Here is a 17,475-nt window from a genome sequence, read left to right on the forward strand (position 1 = left end):
CCTGGTGTGTGCGGGGTTACTGGACGAGTTCGGCGCGGTGGGTGTGGCCGCGGGAGCCGCCGACGGCGACGGTGAGCAACGGCCGTCGACCCGGGGTGAGTTCGACGGTGTCGTCGGCCTCGGCCGCCCCGCGGACGGTGAAGGGCAGCCCGACCGTGACGGAGGTCCCCGTCCGGCCCGGGTCGGCGACCGCCACGGACACCCGTCCACCGCGCCGCCGCACCAGGACCGTCGCGGGACCGGAAGCGGTGATGCCCGCGGCCGTACCGGCGGCCCAGAAGTGCACGGCGGTCAGGCCGGTCCTGCGGTCCTCCACCGCCTGGGCGGTGGCGTCGTTGGCGAGGACGCGAACCGGCCGGGACGCCGACCAGACGGCGGTCGCCGCCGCCGAGGCACCGGGCAGCAGCACATAGGCGTACCCGGCGCCGTCCGGCGAGGTGCCGTGGTCGAGCCAGAGGGTCAGATAGCGGCGGGTGACGGGGTCGGTGCTGCCGCCGGTGTCCGCGCCCGTGTCGATGGACCGCCAGGTGCCGGTGCGCTCCTCGCGCAGGGTGTGCAGGGCGGCCCCGCCCGGCAGCACATATCCGCCGACCCCCTCGATGTGCGCCCAACGGACCCGTTCGGAGGCGTCGTTTCCCGAGTGCGGGACGCCGTCCACGAGCAGCCGGTTGCGGCCGTCCGCGCCCAGGTTGCGGTTCTCGATGACGGTCTCGACCGGGCGGCCGTCGTGCGAGGTGATGCCCGCGCCGAGTGCCACGACGGTGTTGTCGAGCAGGAACCACGCCTTCCTGGCCCGCAGGCTGCTGCCCGCGGCGCCGATCAGCTCCATCGCGGCGGCGCCGTACCGGCCGTCCAGCGCGGCGCCGCCCGCCACCGCGTTCGGCGGCCGGTAGGTGGAGGTGCCGGCGCCGGTGCCGAGGTCGTCGCGCGGGCGGGTGTCGACCGTGGTCCCCGGCAGGCGGTACGGGTCGACGGTCGGCCAGAAGCCGTCGTTGTACTGCCCCAGGTCCTCGCTGTCGTAGAGGTACGTCATGCCGTCGCCGGTGTACCAGCCGTGCAGGTTCTCGCCGTTGCCCGCCTCGTACGCGGAGATGCGCTTCGAGGACAGCGAGAGGGTGCAGGCCCAGCCGGGGCGGCGGTGGACGACGCGGTCCATGTCGGCGAAGACGAAGCTGCCCGTGGTGCGCGGTGCGGGGCGGATCTCGCGGTCGGCCAGCACCGCCTTGGCCAGGGCGAGCTGGGGCAGGGTGGCCAGTGCGGTGAACGGGGTGGTGCGGTTGCGGGTGAGCCAGCCCTTGACCAGCGAGCGCCAGCGGTCCGCCAGGCCGGCCGGGGCGCCGGTCGCCAGGAGCAGGATCGCGGCGACGGCCGCCGCCCCGTCCCGGTGGTCGCCCGCCCGCTCCCGCGAGACGGCCCGGCCGCGCACCGCGTCCATCATCAGCCCGTCGAAGATCACCGGGACGAAGCTCCGCTCCACGGCCTCGTACATCACCGACACCTCGGGGTCGGCCACCGCCCACGGCGAGTCTGCGAGGAGCGAGAGCAGCCAGGCCGCGCCGCCGAGCAGGACGGTGCCGTAGGAGCCGGTGTACGCCACCTCCGAGTGCTGGACGAACGAGCCGTCCTCGTAGAACCCGTCACCGGAAGTCGTATAGCGGAAAAGGCTGTTGCGGCCAGAGTCGCGTACGTCGGAGAGCGCGTCGCGGGCCGACGCCACCTTGTCCGCGTCCTTGCCGAGCAGCCCGCGCAGCGCCACGATCACCGCCTTGTCGGTGCGGTTGGCGCCGGTCTCCGGCAGCGTGGGGGAGTTGGTGCGGCGGTCCGCGTCGGGGCAGAACCGGTCGACGACCGCGAGGAAGTCCGCGAGGTCGGCGGCCGGCAGCCGCTCGCGCAGCAGCACGCAGCAGTCCATCAGCGCGCGCGGCGCCCCGATCTCCCAGAACCACCAGTTGCCGGTCTCACGCGCCGAGGGGTGGTAGGCCGTGTCGTACGCGAACCGCAGCGCGCCGAGCAGGGCGTCGGCCGTCTCCGGGCTTCCGGAGAGCGCGGTGCCGGGCGTGGCCCACGCGACGGCGAGCGTCCGCAGCCGCGTGTAGCTCTGGCCGAAGTTGCCCGGGTCGGTGAGCGGCACGAGATCGGGCCACAGCGCCGTCCGCCCGGCGGTCCGGTCCAGGGTGTCCCACAGGGCGCCCGTCGTGCTGTCCAGGGCGGCGACGCCGGCGGCGAAGTCGGGGTCCGCGGGGTCGAACGCGCCGCCGGTGAGGAGGGTTCCGGCCCGCTCCAGGAGAACCTCGAAGTCGTTGACCGGATCCTCCTCGGCTGCTCCGGTCGGCGCCGCCCCGGCCGGACCCGACGTCAGGACCACCGACGCCGTGGCCCCGCTCGCGGCGAGAAGGGTCCTTCTGCTCAGTCGCATGATGACTCCCTTTCCTCGTCGTCGTGTCTCAGTCGGAGAGCGTGCTCGGGTCGACGGGCGGCTGGGGGAGACGCAGCGCGGCGAGCTCGGCGCGGCCCGTGGCGTCGATGGGGAAGGCCCAGGTGTTCACGAAGAAGTCCGTCAGGTCGTACCCCGCGATCCGGCTGGAGAAGGTGGCCAGGGCCCGGTAGCGCTTGGCGTCCTCGGTGTAGGCGGACTGCGGGTTCTCCTCGCGCACCAGTTTGTGCAGACGCGGCCAGAAGTCCTCCCCGAAGGCCAGTTCCAGCTGGCGCAGCGGCACCAGCTTCTCGTACGCCCCGAACGACTTCTCGTACGACAGGCCGGCCGTCCCGAACTTCGCCCGCGAGCTCTGGAAGACGGTGAGCCCGGTCGCCGGGTCGACGGTGAGCAGGTTCGACGGCTGCTTCAGGGTGCGCTGCGCGGCCAGCGAGTAGATGTTCACGGTGACCTCGGTGAGGCCGCCCGGCTTGTACGCCATCTGCTGATGGAGGTGACCGAGTTCGTGGTACAGCCCCCAGCCCCGGGTGCGCAGGCCCTCGACGGTGGTGGCCCGGTCCAGGTAGGCGCGCGGGAAGCCGTTGTAGCCGTGCGTGGCGTAGGCACCGACGCCGGTGGGCACCTTGCTGACCTCGGTGAAGTGGTACGGCCCCGCCTTGCGCCGGTGCACCGGCTTCGAGCCGTCGAGCCCGCTGATCCGGGCGTGCGAGTCGATGATGGTCTCGACCAGCCGGAGCAGCGCCGCGTGGTCCTCGTCGCGGTACAGCAGCGCGCCCTCGCGGGTCAGCGTCATGATGGTGTGCGGGGCGTGCAACTCCACCCAGGGGGACTCGGTCAGCGTGTCCAGCTGGTGCTGGTAGTCGGCCTCGGTGGTGCGGCCCAGGGTGAGGACGGGCATCCGGACCGCACCGGACCGGAACAGCACGCCCGCCCGTTCGCCGTCTCCGGTGAGCGTCAGGTAGACCGGGCCGCCGTGCGGGTCGGTCACCGTGTTGGCACCGGCGGTCAGCGGGTAACTGCGGGGTTCGGTGACCTCACCGTAGTAGTCCCAGGCGCCGATCCAGAGCGTGGGGACCAGGTCGTCGTACGGCTGGACGGTCAGCGCGAGCGGGGTGCCGGGGGGCACGTACAGGCCGGTCGGCTGGAACTCCGAACCACGCAACGCCTGGGCGAGGCGCAGCCGTTCGGCCTCGGCGGCCGGGCGTCCGGTGACGGTCACAGAGACGGGGCGGGCGGTCGCGGGCCCGGCGTGGGCGGCGGTGGCGGTGAGGCCGAGGGCCGCCGCGGCTCCGGCGCCCGCCGCGGCGCCGAGGACGGCGCGGCGGCCCACGGGGGAGGCGGTCGGGGCGACGGAGCGGGTGTGCGAGGGGGTGTGCTGACGCATGCGGAACTCTCCCTGCAGTCATGAACGAGGGGCGAAGGCGTGCGGAACGGCGGGGGTGCTCCGTCAGCATGTAAGCGGTTGCTGTCGAGCCGCAAGAGGAGTCGGGAAGTTACTGTGATTTTCTATGGCCAACTGCGGACAGCGGGGAAGTAACCGGTCACTTCCGTGGCGGTCTGCCGGAGCGGAGCGCCACGGAATCGCGTACCACGATGTGCGTGCCGAGCCGCAGCGCCCCGGTGGTCGGCTCCCGCCAGTCGTCCTCGTCCCCGCCGGACACGGCGAGCCGCACCGCCTGGCGGCCCATCTCCTCCAGCGGCACATGGACGGTGGTCAGCCGGGGGCGCAGCTCCTGGGCGACCGGGATGTCGTCGTACCCCACCAGCGAGATGTCCTTCGGAACCCGCACGCCCGCCTCCTCCAGGGCCTGTGCCGCACCGGCCGCGACCATGTCATTGGCCGCGAACACGGCAGTGAACTCCGGCCCGTCCCGGAGGAGTTCGGCCATCCTGCGATACCCGAAGCCACGGCTGAAGGCGCCCGGCTGGGCCAGCTCGGGATCGATGGGGACTCCCCGCAGCTCCAGGGCGCGGCGGTGCCCGGCGAGCCGGTCACGGGTGGTGGAGAGCTTGGGCGGACCGCCCAGGTAGAGGATGCGCTCGTGGCCCTGCATCAGCAGGTGGTCGGTGATCGCGAAGGCGCCGCCCTCGTTGTCGTACTCCACGGCGGCGGTCGGCGCGGACTCGCCGAGCGGGGGCCGGCCGCACAGGACCAGCTTCGAGCCGCCCGCGTCCAGTTCGCGCGCCCGGCGGGCCAGCTCCGAGGTGTAGCCGCGGTCGGCGATGGAGCCGCCGACGACGACCACCGCGTCCGCCCGGCGCTCGTGCATCAGGTCGATGAAGGCCAGTTCGCGCTGCGGGTCGCCCTGGGTGCAGCAGACCAGGCAGAGCCGTCCGCCGAGCGCCGCCTCCCGTTCCACGCCGCGCGCGATGTACGCGTAGAAGGGGTCGATGACCTCGTTGACGATGATGCCCACGGTGCGGTTGGAGACGCCGGCCAGGGCACGGGCGTGCGCGTTGACCACGTAGCCGAGCTCGCGCATGGCGGACTCGACGCGCTCCCGGGTGGCGTCGGCGACGGGGTAGTTGCGGTTCAGGACGCGTGAGACGGTGGCCGTCGAGACGCCCGCGCGCCGGGCGACGTCGGTGACCGTCGCCCGCCGCTGTCCGTCCCCGGCCGTGCTCTGCCGGCGCATCCGGCTCACCCCCTGAAGGCTGTTGTGTGACGACGAGCCTAGTGCCGTGGCGGGCGTGGCCGGCCGCGGTACCGGAGCCCGCGGCGGAAGGGCGGTCACGCGATCCGCCCCAGGTCCGCCCGGTGCACGGGATGCCCGAACGGCTCGCCCCGCGCGTACCGCGCCAGCTCGTCCACGGCGAGCGCGCCGAGCCGTCCCACCTCGTTGCCCTGGGCGCCCGCCAGGTGCGGGGTCAGGAACACGTTGGGCAGGTCCCACAGGGGGTGGCCGGCCGGCAGCGGTTCGGGCGAGGTCACGTCGAGGACCGCGTCGAGCCGGCCGCTGACCAGGTGCCCTGTCAGCGCCTCGGTGTCCACGAGCGGGCCGCGCGCGGTGTTGACGAGCAGCGTCCCGGGCCGCATCAGGCCGATCCGGCGGGCGTCGACCATGTTCCGGGTCTCGGGCGTGTCCGGGGCGTGGAGGGTCACCACGTCGCTCGTCGCCACCAGGGTGTCCAGGTCGACCGGGGTCACGCCGAGAAGGGCGGCCTCGGCGGCGCCGACGTACGGGTCGTGGAGCAGGACCTCCGCGTCCAGCACCGTCCGCAGCAGCTCGATCACGCGGCGCCCGATGCGGGAGGCGCCGACCACGCCGACGGTCAGTCCGTGGGTGCCGAGCCAGTGGTGGCGGTCCAGGTCGGCGGCGGTGCGGTGGGTGCGGCGGGCCCGGTAGAGGCCGGCGAGCGGGAAGACGCGCTTGGCGCCCATGATGATGGCCGCGAGGGTGTACTCGGCCACCGGCACGGCGTTGGCCGCGGCGGCCGACGAGACGACGATCCCGCGGTCGAAGGCCGCCGGCGACAGGAACGTCTTCACCGTGCCGGCCGCGTGGACGACGGCCCGCAGCGCGGGCGCCCGGTCCAGCAGCGCCGGGTCCACGGGCGGACAGCCCCAGCCGGTCAGCAGCACCTCCGCCTCGGACAGCGCCCGGGCGGCGGCCGGCGAGTCGAACTCGCTGATCACCGCCGGATCGAGCAGTTCGGCGGTCTCCTCGAGACGCGACCGGACGGCGGGCGGGAAGACGTCGTCCAGTAGCCCCGTGCTCATGACCAGAACCGTGCGCGGCCGCCGCCCGGGCGGCTTCGCTGCCTCGGTACCGGAACGGGCCGGTGCCTCTTCGGTGGTTCGCACCCTGCCTCCGGATAGTAATCGTGTTCTATCAAGTGACCGGCACGCTAGGGAGGTCGACGGCCGACCGTCAAGCGCACGACCTGCCTCAATGCGGCGTTGCAGGAGCTTTGTTCGCATTCGTCGCCCCGGAAATCGCCCCGAAGACCGACAGTCGGCGAAGACGTTCGCTCGGATCCCTTGACGCTTGGGTTAACCGCTTACTAACTTGCCGCCGCAGAAGGCACACCACGCGCCACCCAGCCGAACAGGACCCACCATGGCTGACACAGCACCCCCGCTGCCGCGCGAAAAGCGGCGAACGCGGCGAAAGCAGGCCGAGGAGCCTGCCCCGCCGCCCGGCCCGGCCCTCGCCGCCCCGCACCGGCTCACACTCGGACAGCGCCTCAGACGCGACCGGGTGATGCTGCTGCTCACCCTGCCCGGCCTGCTCTACTTCATCGTCTTCCACTATGTGCCGCTGCTCGGCTACGTGGTGGCGTTCCAGGACTACCAGCCGTACCTCGGGTACATGCACAGCGTCTGGGTCGGCTTCGCCAACTTCTCCGCGGCGTTCAGCGAACCGGCCTTCTGGAGCGCGACGTTCAACACCCTGGAGATCGCCCTCGTCCAGCTGGTGTTCTTCTTCCCGGTGCCCATCGCCCTGGCCCTGCTGCTCAACAGCATCGCGAGCGACCGCATCCGGCGCTTCGTGCAGAGCGTCGTCTATCTGCCGCACTTCATCGGCTGGGTCATCATCGTCTCGATCTTCCAGCAGATCCTGGGTGGCGCAGGCGTGCTGCCCGACGTCCTCGGTGGTCTCGGCCTGCCGCGTTACGACATGATGAGCGACCCCGACGCCTTCCCCTGGCTGCTCACCCTCCAGGTGGCCTGGAAGGACGCCGGCTGGGGCACGATCATCATCCTCGCCGCCCTCCTCAACATCGACCGGCAGCAGTACGAGGCCGCCGCGATCGACGGAGCCGGGCCCCGGCGCCGCCTGTGGCACGTGACGCTGCCGGGGCATCGCCCCCGTACTCATCCTGCTGCTCATCCTCAACCTCGGCCAGATCCTCTCCGTCGGCTTCGAGCAGATCCTGCTCCAGCGCGACGCGGTCGGACCGGACGCCGGCGAGGTGCTCGACACCTACGTCTACTACCACGGCATCAGGGACAACGACTGGGGCGTCGCCGCCGCCGTCGGACTCGTCAAGGCGGTCATCGGCACCGCACTCGTACTGGGCGCCAACAAGTTCGCCCACCGACTCGGCCACGAAGGGGTGTACCGCGGTGCTGACCGCTGAGAAGACGCGCGCCACGGCCCGGACCACCGCGCCGCAGTCCCCGCCCGCCCCCGTACGCAGGTCCGACGGCCGTCCGCCGTGGATGGAGCGCCCGACCCGCGCCGGTCAGACCGCGAAGGCCGTCGCCGTCGTCGTGGTCGTCCTCGCCGTCGCGTACCCGCTCGTCGGCGTCATCGGGACGAGCTTCGCCTCGCAGACCGACATCATCAAGAGCTCCGGCCTCGTCCTGTGGCCGGACCACCCCACCCTCGACGCCTACCGCACGATCTTCACCGGCGGCGTCGTCAGCCGGGCCCTGATCGTGTCCGTGGGCATCACCGTGTTCGGCACCCTCGCCAGTCTGCTCGTCACCGTCGGCATGGCGTACGGGCTCTCCCGCCGCGAGGTCACCGGCTCCCGCTTCATCCTCATGACGGCCCTCTTCACGATGCTGTTCAACGCCGGCATCATCCCGAACTTCCTGTTGGTCAAGGGGCTCGGCCTGTACGACACCTACGCGGCGCTCGTCATGCCCACCCTGGTCAGCGCCTTCAACCTGGTCGTCCTGCGGTCCTTCTTCATGAACCTGCCGGAGGAGCTGTACGACGCGGCGAAGGTGGACGGCGCCGGGGACTTCCGCATCCTGGTCCGCATCGTCCTGCCGCTGTCCAAGGCTGTCCTCGCCGTCATCAGCCTCTTCTACGCGGTGACGTACTGGAACGCCTTCTTCAACTCGCTCCTGTACCTCAACGACTCCGACAAGTGGCCGCTGCCCATGGTGCTGCGGACCTACGTCCTCCAGGGCCAGAGCCTCGACGCCGCTTCGGCCGGCGAAGTGCTCGCCCCGCAGCAGGCCGTGCAGATGGCGGTCCTGGTCATCGCCGTCGTCCCGATCCTCTGCGTCTACCCGTTCCTCCAGCGCTACTTCACCAAGGGCGTGCTCACCGGAGCCGTCAAGGGCTGAGCGCAGCAGCCCCCCCCGCTCCTTCCCTTCCCTCTTCCAAGGAGATCCAGGTGTCGAGCTCCACCCCCATCAACCGCAGAGCGCTCTTCCGCCTGGGCGCCGGCGTCGGCCTCGGACTGGCCGCCGCTCCGCTGCTCACGGCCTGCGGCGACGGCGGCACGACCGCGAAGGCCGAGGCCAAGAGCGCGTCCCTGCTCCCGCACAGCGCCGTCCGCAACATCGGGCTCAAGCCCGACCTGGCGGGCACCGCGGCCGGCGTTCCGCAGGGCTTCTTCAGTTACCCGGCCAAGCCGCTGCGGGCCACGAAGGGCACTCCGCTCAAGGGCGCGAAGGCGATCAGCGCCACGATGGAGACCTTCGCGCCGCCGCCGCCCTCGCGCGGCAAGAACGTGGCCTGGCAGGAGATCGAGAAGCTGCTCGGAGCCCGGGTGGACATCACCGGTGTGCCCTCCGACGACTACAGCACCAAGTTCTCCACGATGGTCGCGAGCGACAGCCTGCCCGATCTCTTCATGTACCCGGAGAGCGGTGGCGTCGACAACAAGGCCGCCTTCCTCCAGGCCAAGTGCGCCGACCTCACCCCGCACCTCGCCGGGGACGCGGTCAAGGACTACCCCAACCTCGCCGCCATCCCGGAGGCCGCCTGGCAGGGCGCGATCTTCGGCGGCAAGCTCTACGGCATCCCGATCGCCCGCTCCGGAACCGGCGGCGCCGGTTTCTACCGCCACGATCTGTTCGAAGAGGTCGGCGTCACCAGCCTGGACCAGATCACCGACCTGGACCGCTTCGTTGAGGTCTGCAAGGAGCTGACCCGGCCCAAGAAGGACCAGTACGCGATCATCGCCGGGGCCACCACCGTCATCGCCATGTCCGCCGGAGCCCCCGCCTCCTGGCGGGTTGACGAGAAGACCGGCAAGTTCACCCTCGACCTGGAGACCCCGGAGTACCGCAAGGCGGTCGAGACGGCCCGGCTGCTGTACAAGGCCGGCTGCTACTACCCGGGCACCCTCCAGATGTCCGGGGCCCAGAAAGCCCAGTACACGGACATGTTCAAGAACGGCAAGGGCGCGTACGTCTACGACGGCATGCCCGGCTACCTGGCGCCCGGTGTCGGCTACGTCGCCACCATGAAGGCGATCGACAAGAAGTTCGACCCACGCCCGTTCGTGCCCGTCGGCAAGGATGCCGTGACGTGGATGGACAACGTCTCGCTCCAGAACACGCACATCAGCAAGGCGTCCGGCGACCGGGTCAAGGAGATCCTGCGGTTCGCCGACTTCGTGGCCTCGCCGTTCGGCAGCCTGGAGTACACCCTCATCAACTACGGGGTCGAGGGCAAGGACTTCACCCGCGACGCCAAGGGCAACCCCGCGCTCACCAAACGGGGCACCCAGGACGTCACCGTGCCCTGGAGGATGACGGCGTCCGCCGTGCCCGCGGTCTTCAGTGCGGACTCGGAGGACGGCGTGCGCTACGTCCACGACGCCTTCACCAAGATGATCCCGATGATGGTGCCGGACGCGACGCTCCGTTACTCCTCGCCCACCTGGGACTCCAAGGGCTACGGCAGCCTCAGCACGCTCAAGGGCGACGTCATCAAGGACATCGTCGCCGGCCGCAAGCCGATGTCGGCCTACGACCAGCTGGTCAAGGACTACCTGGCCAAGGGCGGAGAGAAGGCCCGCGGCGAGTTCGAGGACGCCTTCCAGAAGGGGAAGAAGTGACCACCCGACGCTCGGTCCTCGCGCTCGGCGGCGCGGCGGTCGCGGCAGCCGTCACCGTGCCGGCCCTCGGCGCCCCCGCCGCCGCCCGGCCGCACGGCTTCCACCCGCAGCCCGGCTCCGACGGCGTCGGCGACCCGCTCTTCCCGACCCTCGGCAACGGCGGCTACCAGGTCACCCACTACGACCTCACCTTCGACTTCACCCCGGTGACGTACGACTTCACCGCCACGGTCAAGATCAGCGCCATAGCCACCCAGGACCTGTCCGCCTTCAACCTGGACACCGACGGCCACACCATCGACGCCGTCACCGTCTCCGGCCGCCCCGCCCCCTGGCAGCTCACCGCCGGCCGCAGCGGCCAGGAGCTGACCGTCACCCCGGCCCGCCCACTCCGCGACCACCAGGCGTTCACCGTCGAGATCCGGTACCGGGGCAACGGCAAGGCGCCCCGGCTCGGCCTCACCGGCTGGCGGTTCGGCAGCGACGGCGGCTTCGCCTCGGCCGCCCAGTCCTCCCGCGCCGACACCTTCCTGCCCTGCAACGACACCCCGTCGGACAAGGCGACCTGGACCTTCCACATCAGCGCCCCCGAGGGTTTCGTCGCCACCGCGAACGGCGAGCTGACGCACCGTAGCCCGCGCGCCGACGGCTCCACCGTCTGGCACTTCGCCCTCCGCGAGCGCATGGCCACCGAGCTCATCGGCATAGCCGTCGTCAAGGGCACCTACCTCTACGGCCACAGCCACCGCGGCCTGCCCCTGCGCCACATCGTGCCCCGCGGCCAGGAGGACACGTACGCCCCGGTCGTCGCCCGCACGGCTGACCATCTGGCCTGGCTGGAGGCGAAGTTCGGCCGCTACCCGTTCTCCGTCTACGGAGTGCACATCTACGACGGCTACACCGACGCGCTGGAGAACCAGACGCTGTCCCTCTTCGGCACCAACTGGTTCAAACTCAACGCCCAGGGGCAGCCCGGCTACGAGACCACGATGGTCCACGAGCTCGTCCACCAGTGGTTCGGCGACTCCGTCACCCCGCACGACTGGCAGCAGGCATGGCTCAACGAGGGCCCCGCGGTCTACTACGCCGGTCTGTACGGCGAGGAGCGCGGCTGGTCCGTCCTCGCGGACAAGATGAAGGCCACGTACGAGAAGCTCGACGCCGTCCGCGCCGCCGACGGCCCGCCCGGACTGCCCAAGGCGCTCGGCGGCACCAACATCTACGACGGTGGCGCCCTCGTCCTCTACGCCCTGAACCAGCGCATCGGCCGGCGCTCCTTCGACACGGTGATGCGCGAGTGGGTGAGACATTTCAAGGACTCCACGTACACCTCCGAGCAGTTCATCCGGCACACCGTGGACGTCACCCGCGACCGTTCGCTCGACCCGTTCCTGCGCGACTGGCTCTTCGGAGCCGCCAACCCGCCCATGCCCGGCCACCCCGACTGGAAGGCCACCGTGTGAACCGCGCCCTGAACGTCGTACGGGCCACCGCCGCGTCCGCCACCGCCGCCCTCCTGACCGCCCTGCTCGCCGCCCCCTCCGCCGGAGCCGCGCCCGCGACGCGCACCCTGTACGCCGCCCCGGACGGCCGCGGCTCCGCCTGCACGGCCGCCCGCCCCTGCACCCTGGAGGGCGCCCGTGACCTGGCCCGCACCGAGCACCGCCGCGCCGTCCGGGTCCTCCTGAAGGACGGCACCTACCGGCTCGACGCGCCCCTGAAGCTCGGCGCCGCCGACTCCGGCACCACCTGGACCGCCGCCCCCGGCGCCCACCCGGTGCTCTCCGGCGGCCGGGACCTCACCGGCTGGCGGAAGAACGCCGACGGCACCTGGACCGCCCCCGTCCCCGCCGGAGTCACCCCGCGCCAGCTCTTCGTGGACGGCCGCCGCGCCACCCGCGCCCGGGGCGAGGCGTGCCCCGCCGCCACCTGCGACGCCACCGCCACCGGCATGACCGGCGCGACCGCGACCGGCATCGGCCACTGGGCGCACCCCACGGACGCCGAGGCCGTCATCCGTGTCCGCTGGCGCAACTACCACTGCCGGATCGCGGGCGTCGGCGGCGACACCCTCACCTTCGCCCAGCCCTGCTGGACCAACTCCGCGAGCGGCACCGACCGCACCGGCCCCGCCTGGGACTCCACCGCCGTCGACTCCGCGCGCTACAGCGGTGTCGCGTTCTTCGAGAACGCCGCCGAACTTCTCGACGAGCCCGGCGAGTTCGTATGGAGCTCCGCCGACCGCACCGTCACCTACCTCCCGCGCGAGGGCGAGAACATGCGCCACGCGCGGGCCGTCACCCCGGACACCGAACGGCTGCTCACCGTCGACGGGGCCCACGACCTCACGGTCAGCGGCATCGGCTTCGCGTACGCGGCCTACCGGCAGCCCGGCACCGACGAGGGCTACGCGGGCATGCAGGCCGGTCTCACCCTGACCGGAGCCACCGGCCCCGTCGACCACGCGGGCCGCTACTACACCAAACCGGCCGCCGCGCTCACCGTGCGCGGCGGCCGGCGGGTCACCGTCGACTCCGCGAGCTTCACCCACCTCGGCGGCGCCGGAGCGATCCTGGAGGCCGGTTCCAAGGACAGCGCGCTCACCCGCTCCACCTTCACCGACCTCTCCTCGGGCGCGGTCTACGTCGGCGACACCGAGCCCATGCCGGAGCCCGCACTCGCCGGGGAGCGCAACACCGTCGCGTACAACACGATCAGCCGCACCGGCGTCGAGTACACCGACGCGGTCGGCATCTGGGCCGGTTACGAGGCCGAACTGACCGTCGACCACAACAGTCTGGACCACCTCCCGTACTCGGCGGTCTCCGTCGGCTGGGGCTGGAACCAGCCCGAGGCCCAGAAGTCCGTCCTGCGCGACAACAAGGTGACCGGCAACCGCATCACCGACGTCATGGAGGTCGCCCGCCAGCAGCACGACGGCGGCGCCGTCTACACCCAGGGCGCCCAGCCCGGCACCGTCGTCAGCGGCAACTACATCAACCGCTCCGCGTACGGAAACACCGAGCGCGACGGCAACGGCATCTACCTGGACGAGCAGTCCTCGTACATCACCGTCGAGAACAACGTCATCACCCGCATCGGCTACAAGTGGGTCTCCAACTGGGCGGACTACGGCATCCACAACACCGCGCGCGGTAACTGGACCGACACCGCCGCCCCCGTGCTCGGCGGCACCGGCTCCGTCATGACCGGCAACCACACCGGCCTGGACCGCCTCCCGGCCGCCGCCCTCGCCGTCGCCGCCCTCGCCGGAGCCCACGGCGGCCCGGTCGAGCAGCTGTGTACCGACCTGGCCCGCACCGGCACGGCCACCCAGTCCTCGACGGACGGCACCGCCGGCGCCGCGCTCGCCCTGGACGGCGACACCACCACCGACACCCGCACCCTCGCCGAGCCCGGCGCCTGGTGGCAGGCGGACCTCGGAGCCACCCGGCACATCCGCCAGGTCGAGGTCTGGAACGACGCCTCCACGACGACGTCCGACTTCGACATCGTCACCGACGACACCACGGTCCACGTCAGCGGCAAGGCCCTGCGCCCCACCGTCGTGGGCCTGGACAGCCGCACCCGCACGGTCCGCGTCGTGACGACCGGCACGGGCCGGGTCGCCCTCTCCCAGGTGCTGATCCACTGAGCGTGCCCGCCCGGACACGGAGGGCGGCCTGCGGGAAAGCGGTTCGTGACCACCCGATGAAGTGCGGTATTGTTCTCATGCGCGTTCGGCCAGGGGGAAACCCCAGGTCAGGCGGGCATCGGGACGTGGCGCAGCTTGGTAGCGCACTTGACTGGGGGTCAAGGGGTCGCAGGTTCAAATCCTGTCGTCCCGACTGGAGACAGTCGTGGGTCAGGGCCGGTTCTGGAGGAATCCAGGACCGGCCCTCGATCGTTCACGGCCGGGTGCCGCGACCCGAACCGGCGGTCAGGCGTTCTGGACCTGCTGGGCGCGGTCGGCGACCACCGTGGCCAGCTGTTCGAATTCCGCGGTCCACTCCTGATCGGTGGAGAGCGCCGGCCCGTATTCGAGTCCGATGAGTACCGTGCCCACGCGGATCGCGGCACGGGCCGTCGTCTCGTCCAGGGCGGCATCGCGCGTGGTCGCAGCGGCACGTTGATCGCCGAGTTCCGACAGGGGGAGCTCGTCCGTCCCGTCGGCCAGGGCCGCCCGGCTCGCCTCGAAAGCCTTGGCGCTCGCCGCCGCGCTGGAGCAGGACCACACGCGGAACATGCTGCGGACCACCGTTCCCGAGCTGTCGCGCCCGTAGGCGGAGACGAACTTCCCCTGGGCCACCGAGCACCCCGCCTTCTTGTTCTCGCCGGACTCGACCGACCCGTCTCTCTTCCAGTCGCCGGGCATGCTCGCGAGGTCCGGGATGACCCGCCTGACCTCGTCGGCGTTCAGGGTGCGCACGGCGTTGCGGCCGCCGCCGCCCTGGGACAACCCGGGGGAGTCGTCGGGCAGGAGCACCTTTGCTCCTCCGTAGACGGCCACCACGACCAGGGCGACCAGCAGGGCGGCGATCAACGCGATGACCGCCCGCCCGGCCCGGGTGTTGTTGACCGTCAGCGGCCCGAGGGCTATGGAACTGCGCGAGACCTTGCTGCCGTTGATCATCACGCTGCCCGTGGCGTGGGTCGAGGGGACGTTCAGATGCACCCGCAGCTGGCGCGAGAGCTCCGGGTCGGCCTCGATCTCCTCCTGGATCGCCGACCTGGCCGAGGTCAGTGCGGCGGGGTCGTCCGGGGCCCGGTCCAGCGTGTTCAGGGCCGTCCGCCCCCGTTCCGTCGCGGCCAGCCGGGCGCGCAGGGCGTCGGTGAGCGCGGTTCCCGCTCCCTGGCCGACGGCGCCCGCGGCCTCGGTCGCCGTGGCGGTCATGATCGCGACGACCATGGCCGCCAACGCGGATGCCTCCATGCGCTCCCCCCGATCCCGGCGTCCGGCCCCCGCGAGGTGCCACGCCCGGTTCTCGCCGTCCCCACGACGTGCGGCGTGGTGCGCCCCAATGTGGCCCGCCCCGGGACGCCCTGTCTTTGGCGAGCAGCGCAGACCTGGTACGCATTCAGCGCATGCCGGCCCGGACCTCGCTCGGTGGGAACCCGTACGCCCTGCGGAAGGCCCGGCTGAAGTCGGCGGGGTGACGGAAGCCCCGGCGCAGGGCGATCTCGCCGATCGAGAGGTGCAGCAGGCCGGGCTCGGCCAGGTCGGCGCGGCACCGCTCCAGCCGCCGGCGCCGAATGGTGGCGGCGACGGACTCCGGCTCGTCGCGGAAGAGATGGTGCAGGGTCCGTACGGACATGTGGTGGTGGGCGGCGACGGCCGCCGGACCGAGGGACGGGTCGTCGAGGTGCTGGTCGACGAAGGCGTCGATCCGGGCCAGGAGCACCCTTCGGCGCGACTCGGCGGGCAGCGCGCGCCGGTCGTCGAGCCGCGTCGCGAGGAGAGACGTGGCCAGGTCCACCGCGACGGTGCCGAGCCTCGCGAGTTCGGCGGGGCCCGCGGTCCGGGCGGCCTTCGGCAAGGCGGTCAGATACGGGACGAGCAGTGCGCCGGAGGCGGTCCCGGTCGCCAGCGGCTCGGCCAGCAGGCGGTCGGCGCGGCTCCCGGACAGGGGGAGGAGCGCCAGCGGGAGACGCAGCAGGGTGATGCGGACGGAGGCACCCGTGTCCACGAAGGCGCAGGCCAGCGGTTTCGAACTGGAGAACAGGGACAGGTCGCCCGGCCCGAGGCCGATGTCGTTGCGGCCCTGCTCCAGGCGGACCCCGCCCTGCTGTACCAGCACCAGGAAACCGTCCTCGGGGTCCTCCCCGCGGATCTGGGCGGGGGAGCGCCGGGCCGTCAGGGGGGAGAAGCCGAAGGTCGCGAGCCGGCTGCCGGGGAGGTCCACGCACTCCGCCCGGCCCCGGAAATCGCGAGCGTGCGGACTGCGGATCGACACGGGCATGACTTCCCGCCCGACCATGTCGCTCCACCAGCCGAACCGGTCCGGCAGCGAGATGTCGTCGGTGTCCACGGTCCCGACCGGGTCCGTCACCGCGGGGCCCCTTCCGGGCGCATCCCTGAAACTCGGCATGCAACGATGGTGCCCGGCAAGGAAGTTGAGGGGCCAGGGGGTGCCCGGCCATATCGCGGTGCCCCGTGGGGAGAGTTAATGTCAAATCCTGTGGATCTGATCAACGCGGTCCTTCCATCGGCGCCTTGTTATGGCCCCCTCGGGCACGAGCGGTCGGATCCGGTCTCACAGAGCGGCGTTCGCCTGCTGCCTGGTGAATGAGCTGGTAGCTTCCGCGACATGATGGACCACAGAGGCAGGACGGCTCTCCGGGCGCTGGTGGCCGAGGCCGAGAGCGGCATCCTGCTGTTCGGTATCACGCCGCCGCGTTTGAGTGCCGCTCCCGAGCGGATACGGGAGATCACCGCGGCCACGTTGGCGCGGTTGGACCTCCTTGACCTGGACGGTCTGGCGCTCTACGACATCGACGACGAGAGCGACCGCAATCCTGCGGAGCGGCCGTTTCCGTACCTGCCGACCGTGGACCCCGCCACCTACCACGCGGAATACCTCGGCGAATGGAACCGCCCTGTGGTTATCTACCGGTGCGTCGGTAAGTACCCCGAGGCGGAGCTGCGGACTTGGCTGCAGATGGCCGACACGGACCGAGTACTCAGCGTCTTCGTCGGTGCGGCCTCGAAAGACAAGACGGTGCGGACTCGCCTGTCCGAGGCACAGGCTCTGCGCCGCGACGTCCGCCCGGAGCTGCTGCTCGGCGGCGTCGCCATCACCGAGCGCCCCGACGAGCATCTGCGGCTGCTTGCCAAGCAGGAGGCGGGATGCGCGTACTTCATCTCGCAGGTCGTCTACAACGCCGATGCGGTGAAGAGCATGGTCTCCGACTACTACTACGCCTGCCGCGAGCGGCGGCTCACACCCAGGCCCGTCGTGTTCACGCTCTCGGTGTGCGGCTCGGTGAAGACGCTGAGGTTCCTCAAATGGCTCGGAGTCGACGTGCCACGCTGGATCGAGAACTCGCTGGTCCACGCCGACGACACCCTGGCCGAGTCGTACGAGTACTGCTTGGCCAACGCCCGTGACCTGGCCGCCTTCTGCCGCAGGCTCGGCATGCCGTTCGGCTTCCTCGTGGAGAGCGTGTCGATCCGCAAGGTCGAGATCGATGCCTCGGTCGCCCTCGCCGGCGAGGTGAGCGGACTGCTTGGGCGCTGTCGGCCATCCGTATGAGGCCGGCCATGAACGTGCAGGTGCCAAGTCCTCTGA

Annotated in this window: 11 protein-coding genes, 1 tRNA gene and 1 pseudogene; 7 read left to right on the top strand and 6 right to left on the bottom strand. The window is 71.5% G+C overall.

Going from position 1 to position 17,475, the window contains the following annotated elements; translation table 11 throughout:
• Positions 1-16 precede the first annotated feature (16 nt).
• From ACLQ2N_RS33275 to ACLQ2N_RS33290, 4 genes are all read right to left on the bottom strand, one after another.
• Positions 17-2,416, bottom strand: a complete 2,400-nt coding sequence (locus ACLQ2N_RS33275) for a polysaccharide lyase 8 family protein (protein ID WP_425819065.1) — start codon at positions 2,414-2,416, stop codon at positions 17-19.
• Positions 2,417-2,444: 28 nt separating this feature from the next.
• Positions 2,445-3,818 carry a M60 family metallopeptidase gene (locus ACLQ2N_RS33280; protein WP_425819067.1) on the bottom strand — a complete coding sequence of 458 codons (1,374 nt, stop codon included), beginning with the start codon at positions 3,816-3,818 and terminating at the stop codon, positions 2,445-2,447.
• Between the two features lie 157 nt (positions 3,819-3,975).
• Positions 3,976-5,070: a LacI family DNA-binding transcriptional regulator gene (locus ACLQ2N_RS33285; protein WP_425819212.1), complete on the bottom strand. Its 1,095-nt coding sequence runs from the start codon at positions 5,068-5,070 to the stop codon at positions 3,976-3,978.
• A 95-nt stretch (positions 5,071-5,165) separates the two neighbouring features.
• Entirely contained in the window at positions 5,166-6,155 is a 990-nt protein-coding gene (locus ACLQ2N_RS33290; RefSeq protein WP_425819069.1) for a hydroxyacid dehydrogenase, read from the bottom strand.
• Positions 6,156-6,495: 340 nt separating this feature from the next.
• Between ACLQ2N_RS33290 and ACLQ2N_RS33295 the strand changes: the two are divergent.
• The 6 genes and pseudogenes from ACLQ2N_RS33295 (at position 6,496) to ACLQ2N_RS33320 (ending at position 14,034) form a co-directional block, all read left to right on the top strand.
• Positions 6,496-7,519: pseudogene (locus ACLQ2N_RS33295) on the top strand (ABC transporter permease).
• 82 nt (positions 7,520-7,601) lie between these two features.
• Positions 7,602-8,462, top strand: a complete 861-nt coding sequence (locus tag ACLQ2N_RS33300; protein ID WP_425819214.1) for a carbohydrate ABC transporter permease — start codon at positions 7,602-7,604, stop codon at positions 8,460-8,462.
• Between the two features lie 50 nt (positions 8,463-8,512).
• Positions 8,513-10,186, top strand: a complete 1,674-nt coding sequence (locus ACLQ2N_RS33305) for an extracellular solute-binding protein (RefSeq protein WP_425819071.1) — start codon at positions 8,513-8,515, stop codon at positions 10,184-10,186.
• Entirely contained in the window at positions 10,183-11,649 is a 1,467-nt protein-coding gene (locus ACLQ2N_RS33310) for a M1 family metallopeptidase (protein WP_425819073.1), read from the top strand. Before ACLQ2N_RS33305 ends, ACLQ2N_RS33310 begins: the two co-directional genes overlap by 4 nt.
• The gene (locus ACLQ2N_RS33315) at positions 11,646-13,841 is read left to right on the top strand and encodes a right-handed parallel beta-helix repeat-containing protein (RefSeq protein WP_425819075.1); all 2,196 of its coding nucleotides are present in this window, start codon (positions 11,646-11,648) and stop codon (positions 13,839-13,841) included. Before ACLQ2N_RS33310 ends, ACLQ2N_RS33315 begins: the two co-directional genes overlap by 4 nt.
• 119 nt (positions 13,842-13,960) lie before the next feature.
• Positions 13,961-14,034, top strand: a tRNA-Pro gene (locus ACLQ2N_RS33320).
• 92 nt (positions 14,035-14,126) lie between these two features.
• Here ACLQ2N_RS33320 and ACLQ2N_RS33325 read toward each other — a convergent pair.
• Both ACLQ2N_RS33325 and ACLQ2N_RS33330 read right to left on the bottom strand, forming a co-directional pair.
• Positions 14,127-15,119, bottom strand: a complete 993-nt coding sequence (locus tag ACLQ2N_RS33325; protein WP_425819077.1) for a hypothetical protein — start codon at positions 15,117-15,119, stop codon at positions 14,127-14,129.
• 145 nt (positions 15,120-15,264) lie between these two features.
• Entirely contained in the window at positions 15,265-16,236 is a 972-nt protein-coding gene (locus tag ACLQ2N_RS33330; RefSeq protein ID WP_425819079.1) for a helix-turn-helix domain-containing protein, read from the bottom strand.
• Between the two features lie 258 nt (positions 16,237-16,494).
• On the opposite strand from ACLQ2N_RS33330, the gene ACLQ2N_RS33335 reads away from it, so the two are divergent.
• Entirely contained in the window at positions 16,495-17,439 is a 945-nt protein-coding gene (locus ACLQ2N_RS33335) for a hypothetical protein (RefSeq protein WP_425819081.1), read from the top strand.
• Positions 17,440-17,475 lie beyond the last annotated feature (36 nt).

This window comes from Streptomyces sp. DT224, assembly GCF_049844595.1.
In the GTDB taxonomy this organism is placed as follows: Bacteria; Actinomycetota; Actinomycetes; order Streptomycetales; family Streptomycetaceae; genus Streptomyces.

Bases quoted from the DNA above. Each gene is read 5' to 3' on its own strand.
- ACLQ2N_RS33280 (WP_425819067.1), bottom strand. From the start codon at position 3,818: ATGCGTCAGCACACCCCCTCGCACACCCGCTCCGTCGCCCCGACCGCC.
- ACLQ2N_RS33285 (WP_425819212.1), bottom strand. From the start codon at position 5,070: ATGCGCCGGCAGAGCACGGCCGGGGACGGACAGCGGCGGGCGACGGTC.
- ACLQ2N_RS33290 (WP_425819069.1), bottom strand. From the start codon at position 6,155: ATGAGCACGGGGCTACTGGACGACGTCTTCCCGCCCGCCGTCCGGTCG.
- ACLQ2N_RS33325 (WP_425819077.1), bottom strand. From the start codon at position 15,119: ATGGAGGCATCCGCGTTGGCGGCCATGGTCGTCGCGATCATGACCGCC.
- ACLQ2N_RS33335 (WP_425819081.1), top strand. From the start codon at position 16,495: ATGATGGACCACAGAGGCAGGACGGCTCTCCGGGCGCTGGTGGCCGAG.
- ACLQ2N_RS33275 (WP_425819065.1), bottom strand. From the start codon at position 2,416: ATGCGACTGAGCAGAAGGACCCTTCTCGCCGCGAGCGGGGCCACGGCG.
- ACLQ2N_RS33300 (WP_425819214.1), top strand. From the start codon at position 7,602: ATGGAGCGCCCGACCCGCGCCGGTCAGACCGCGAAGGCCGTCGCCGTC.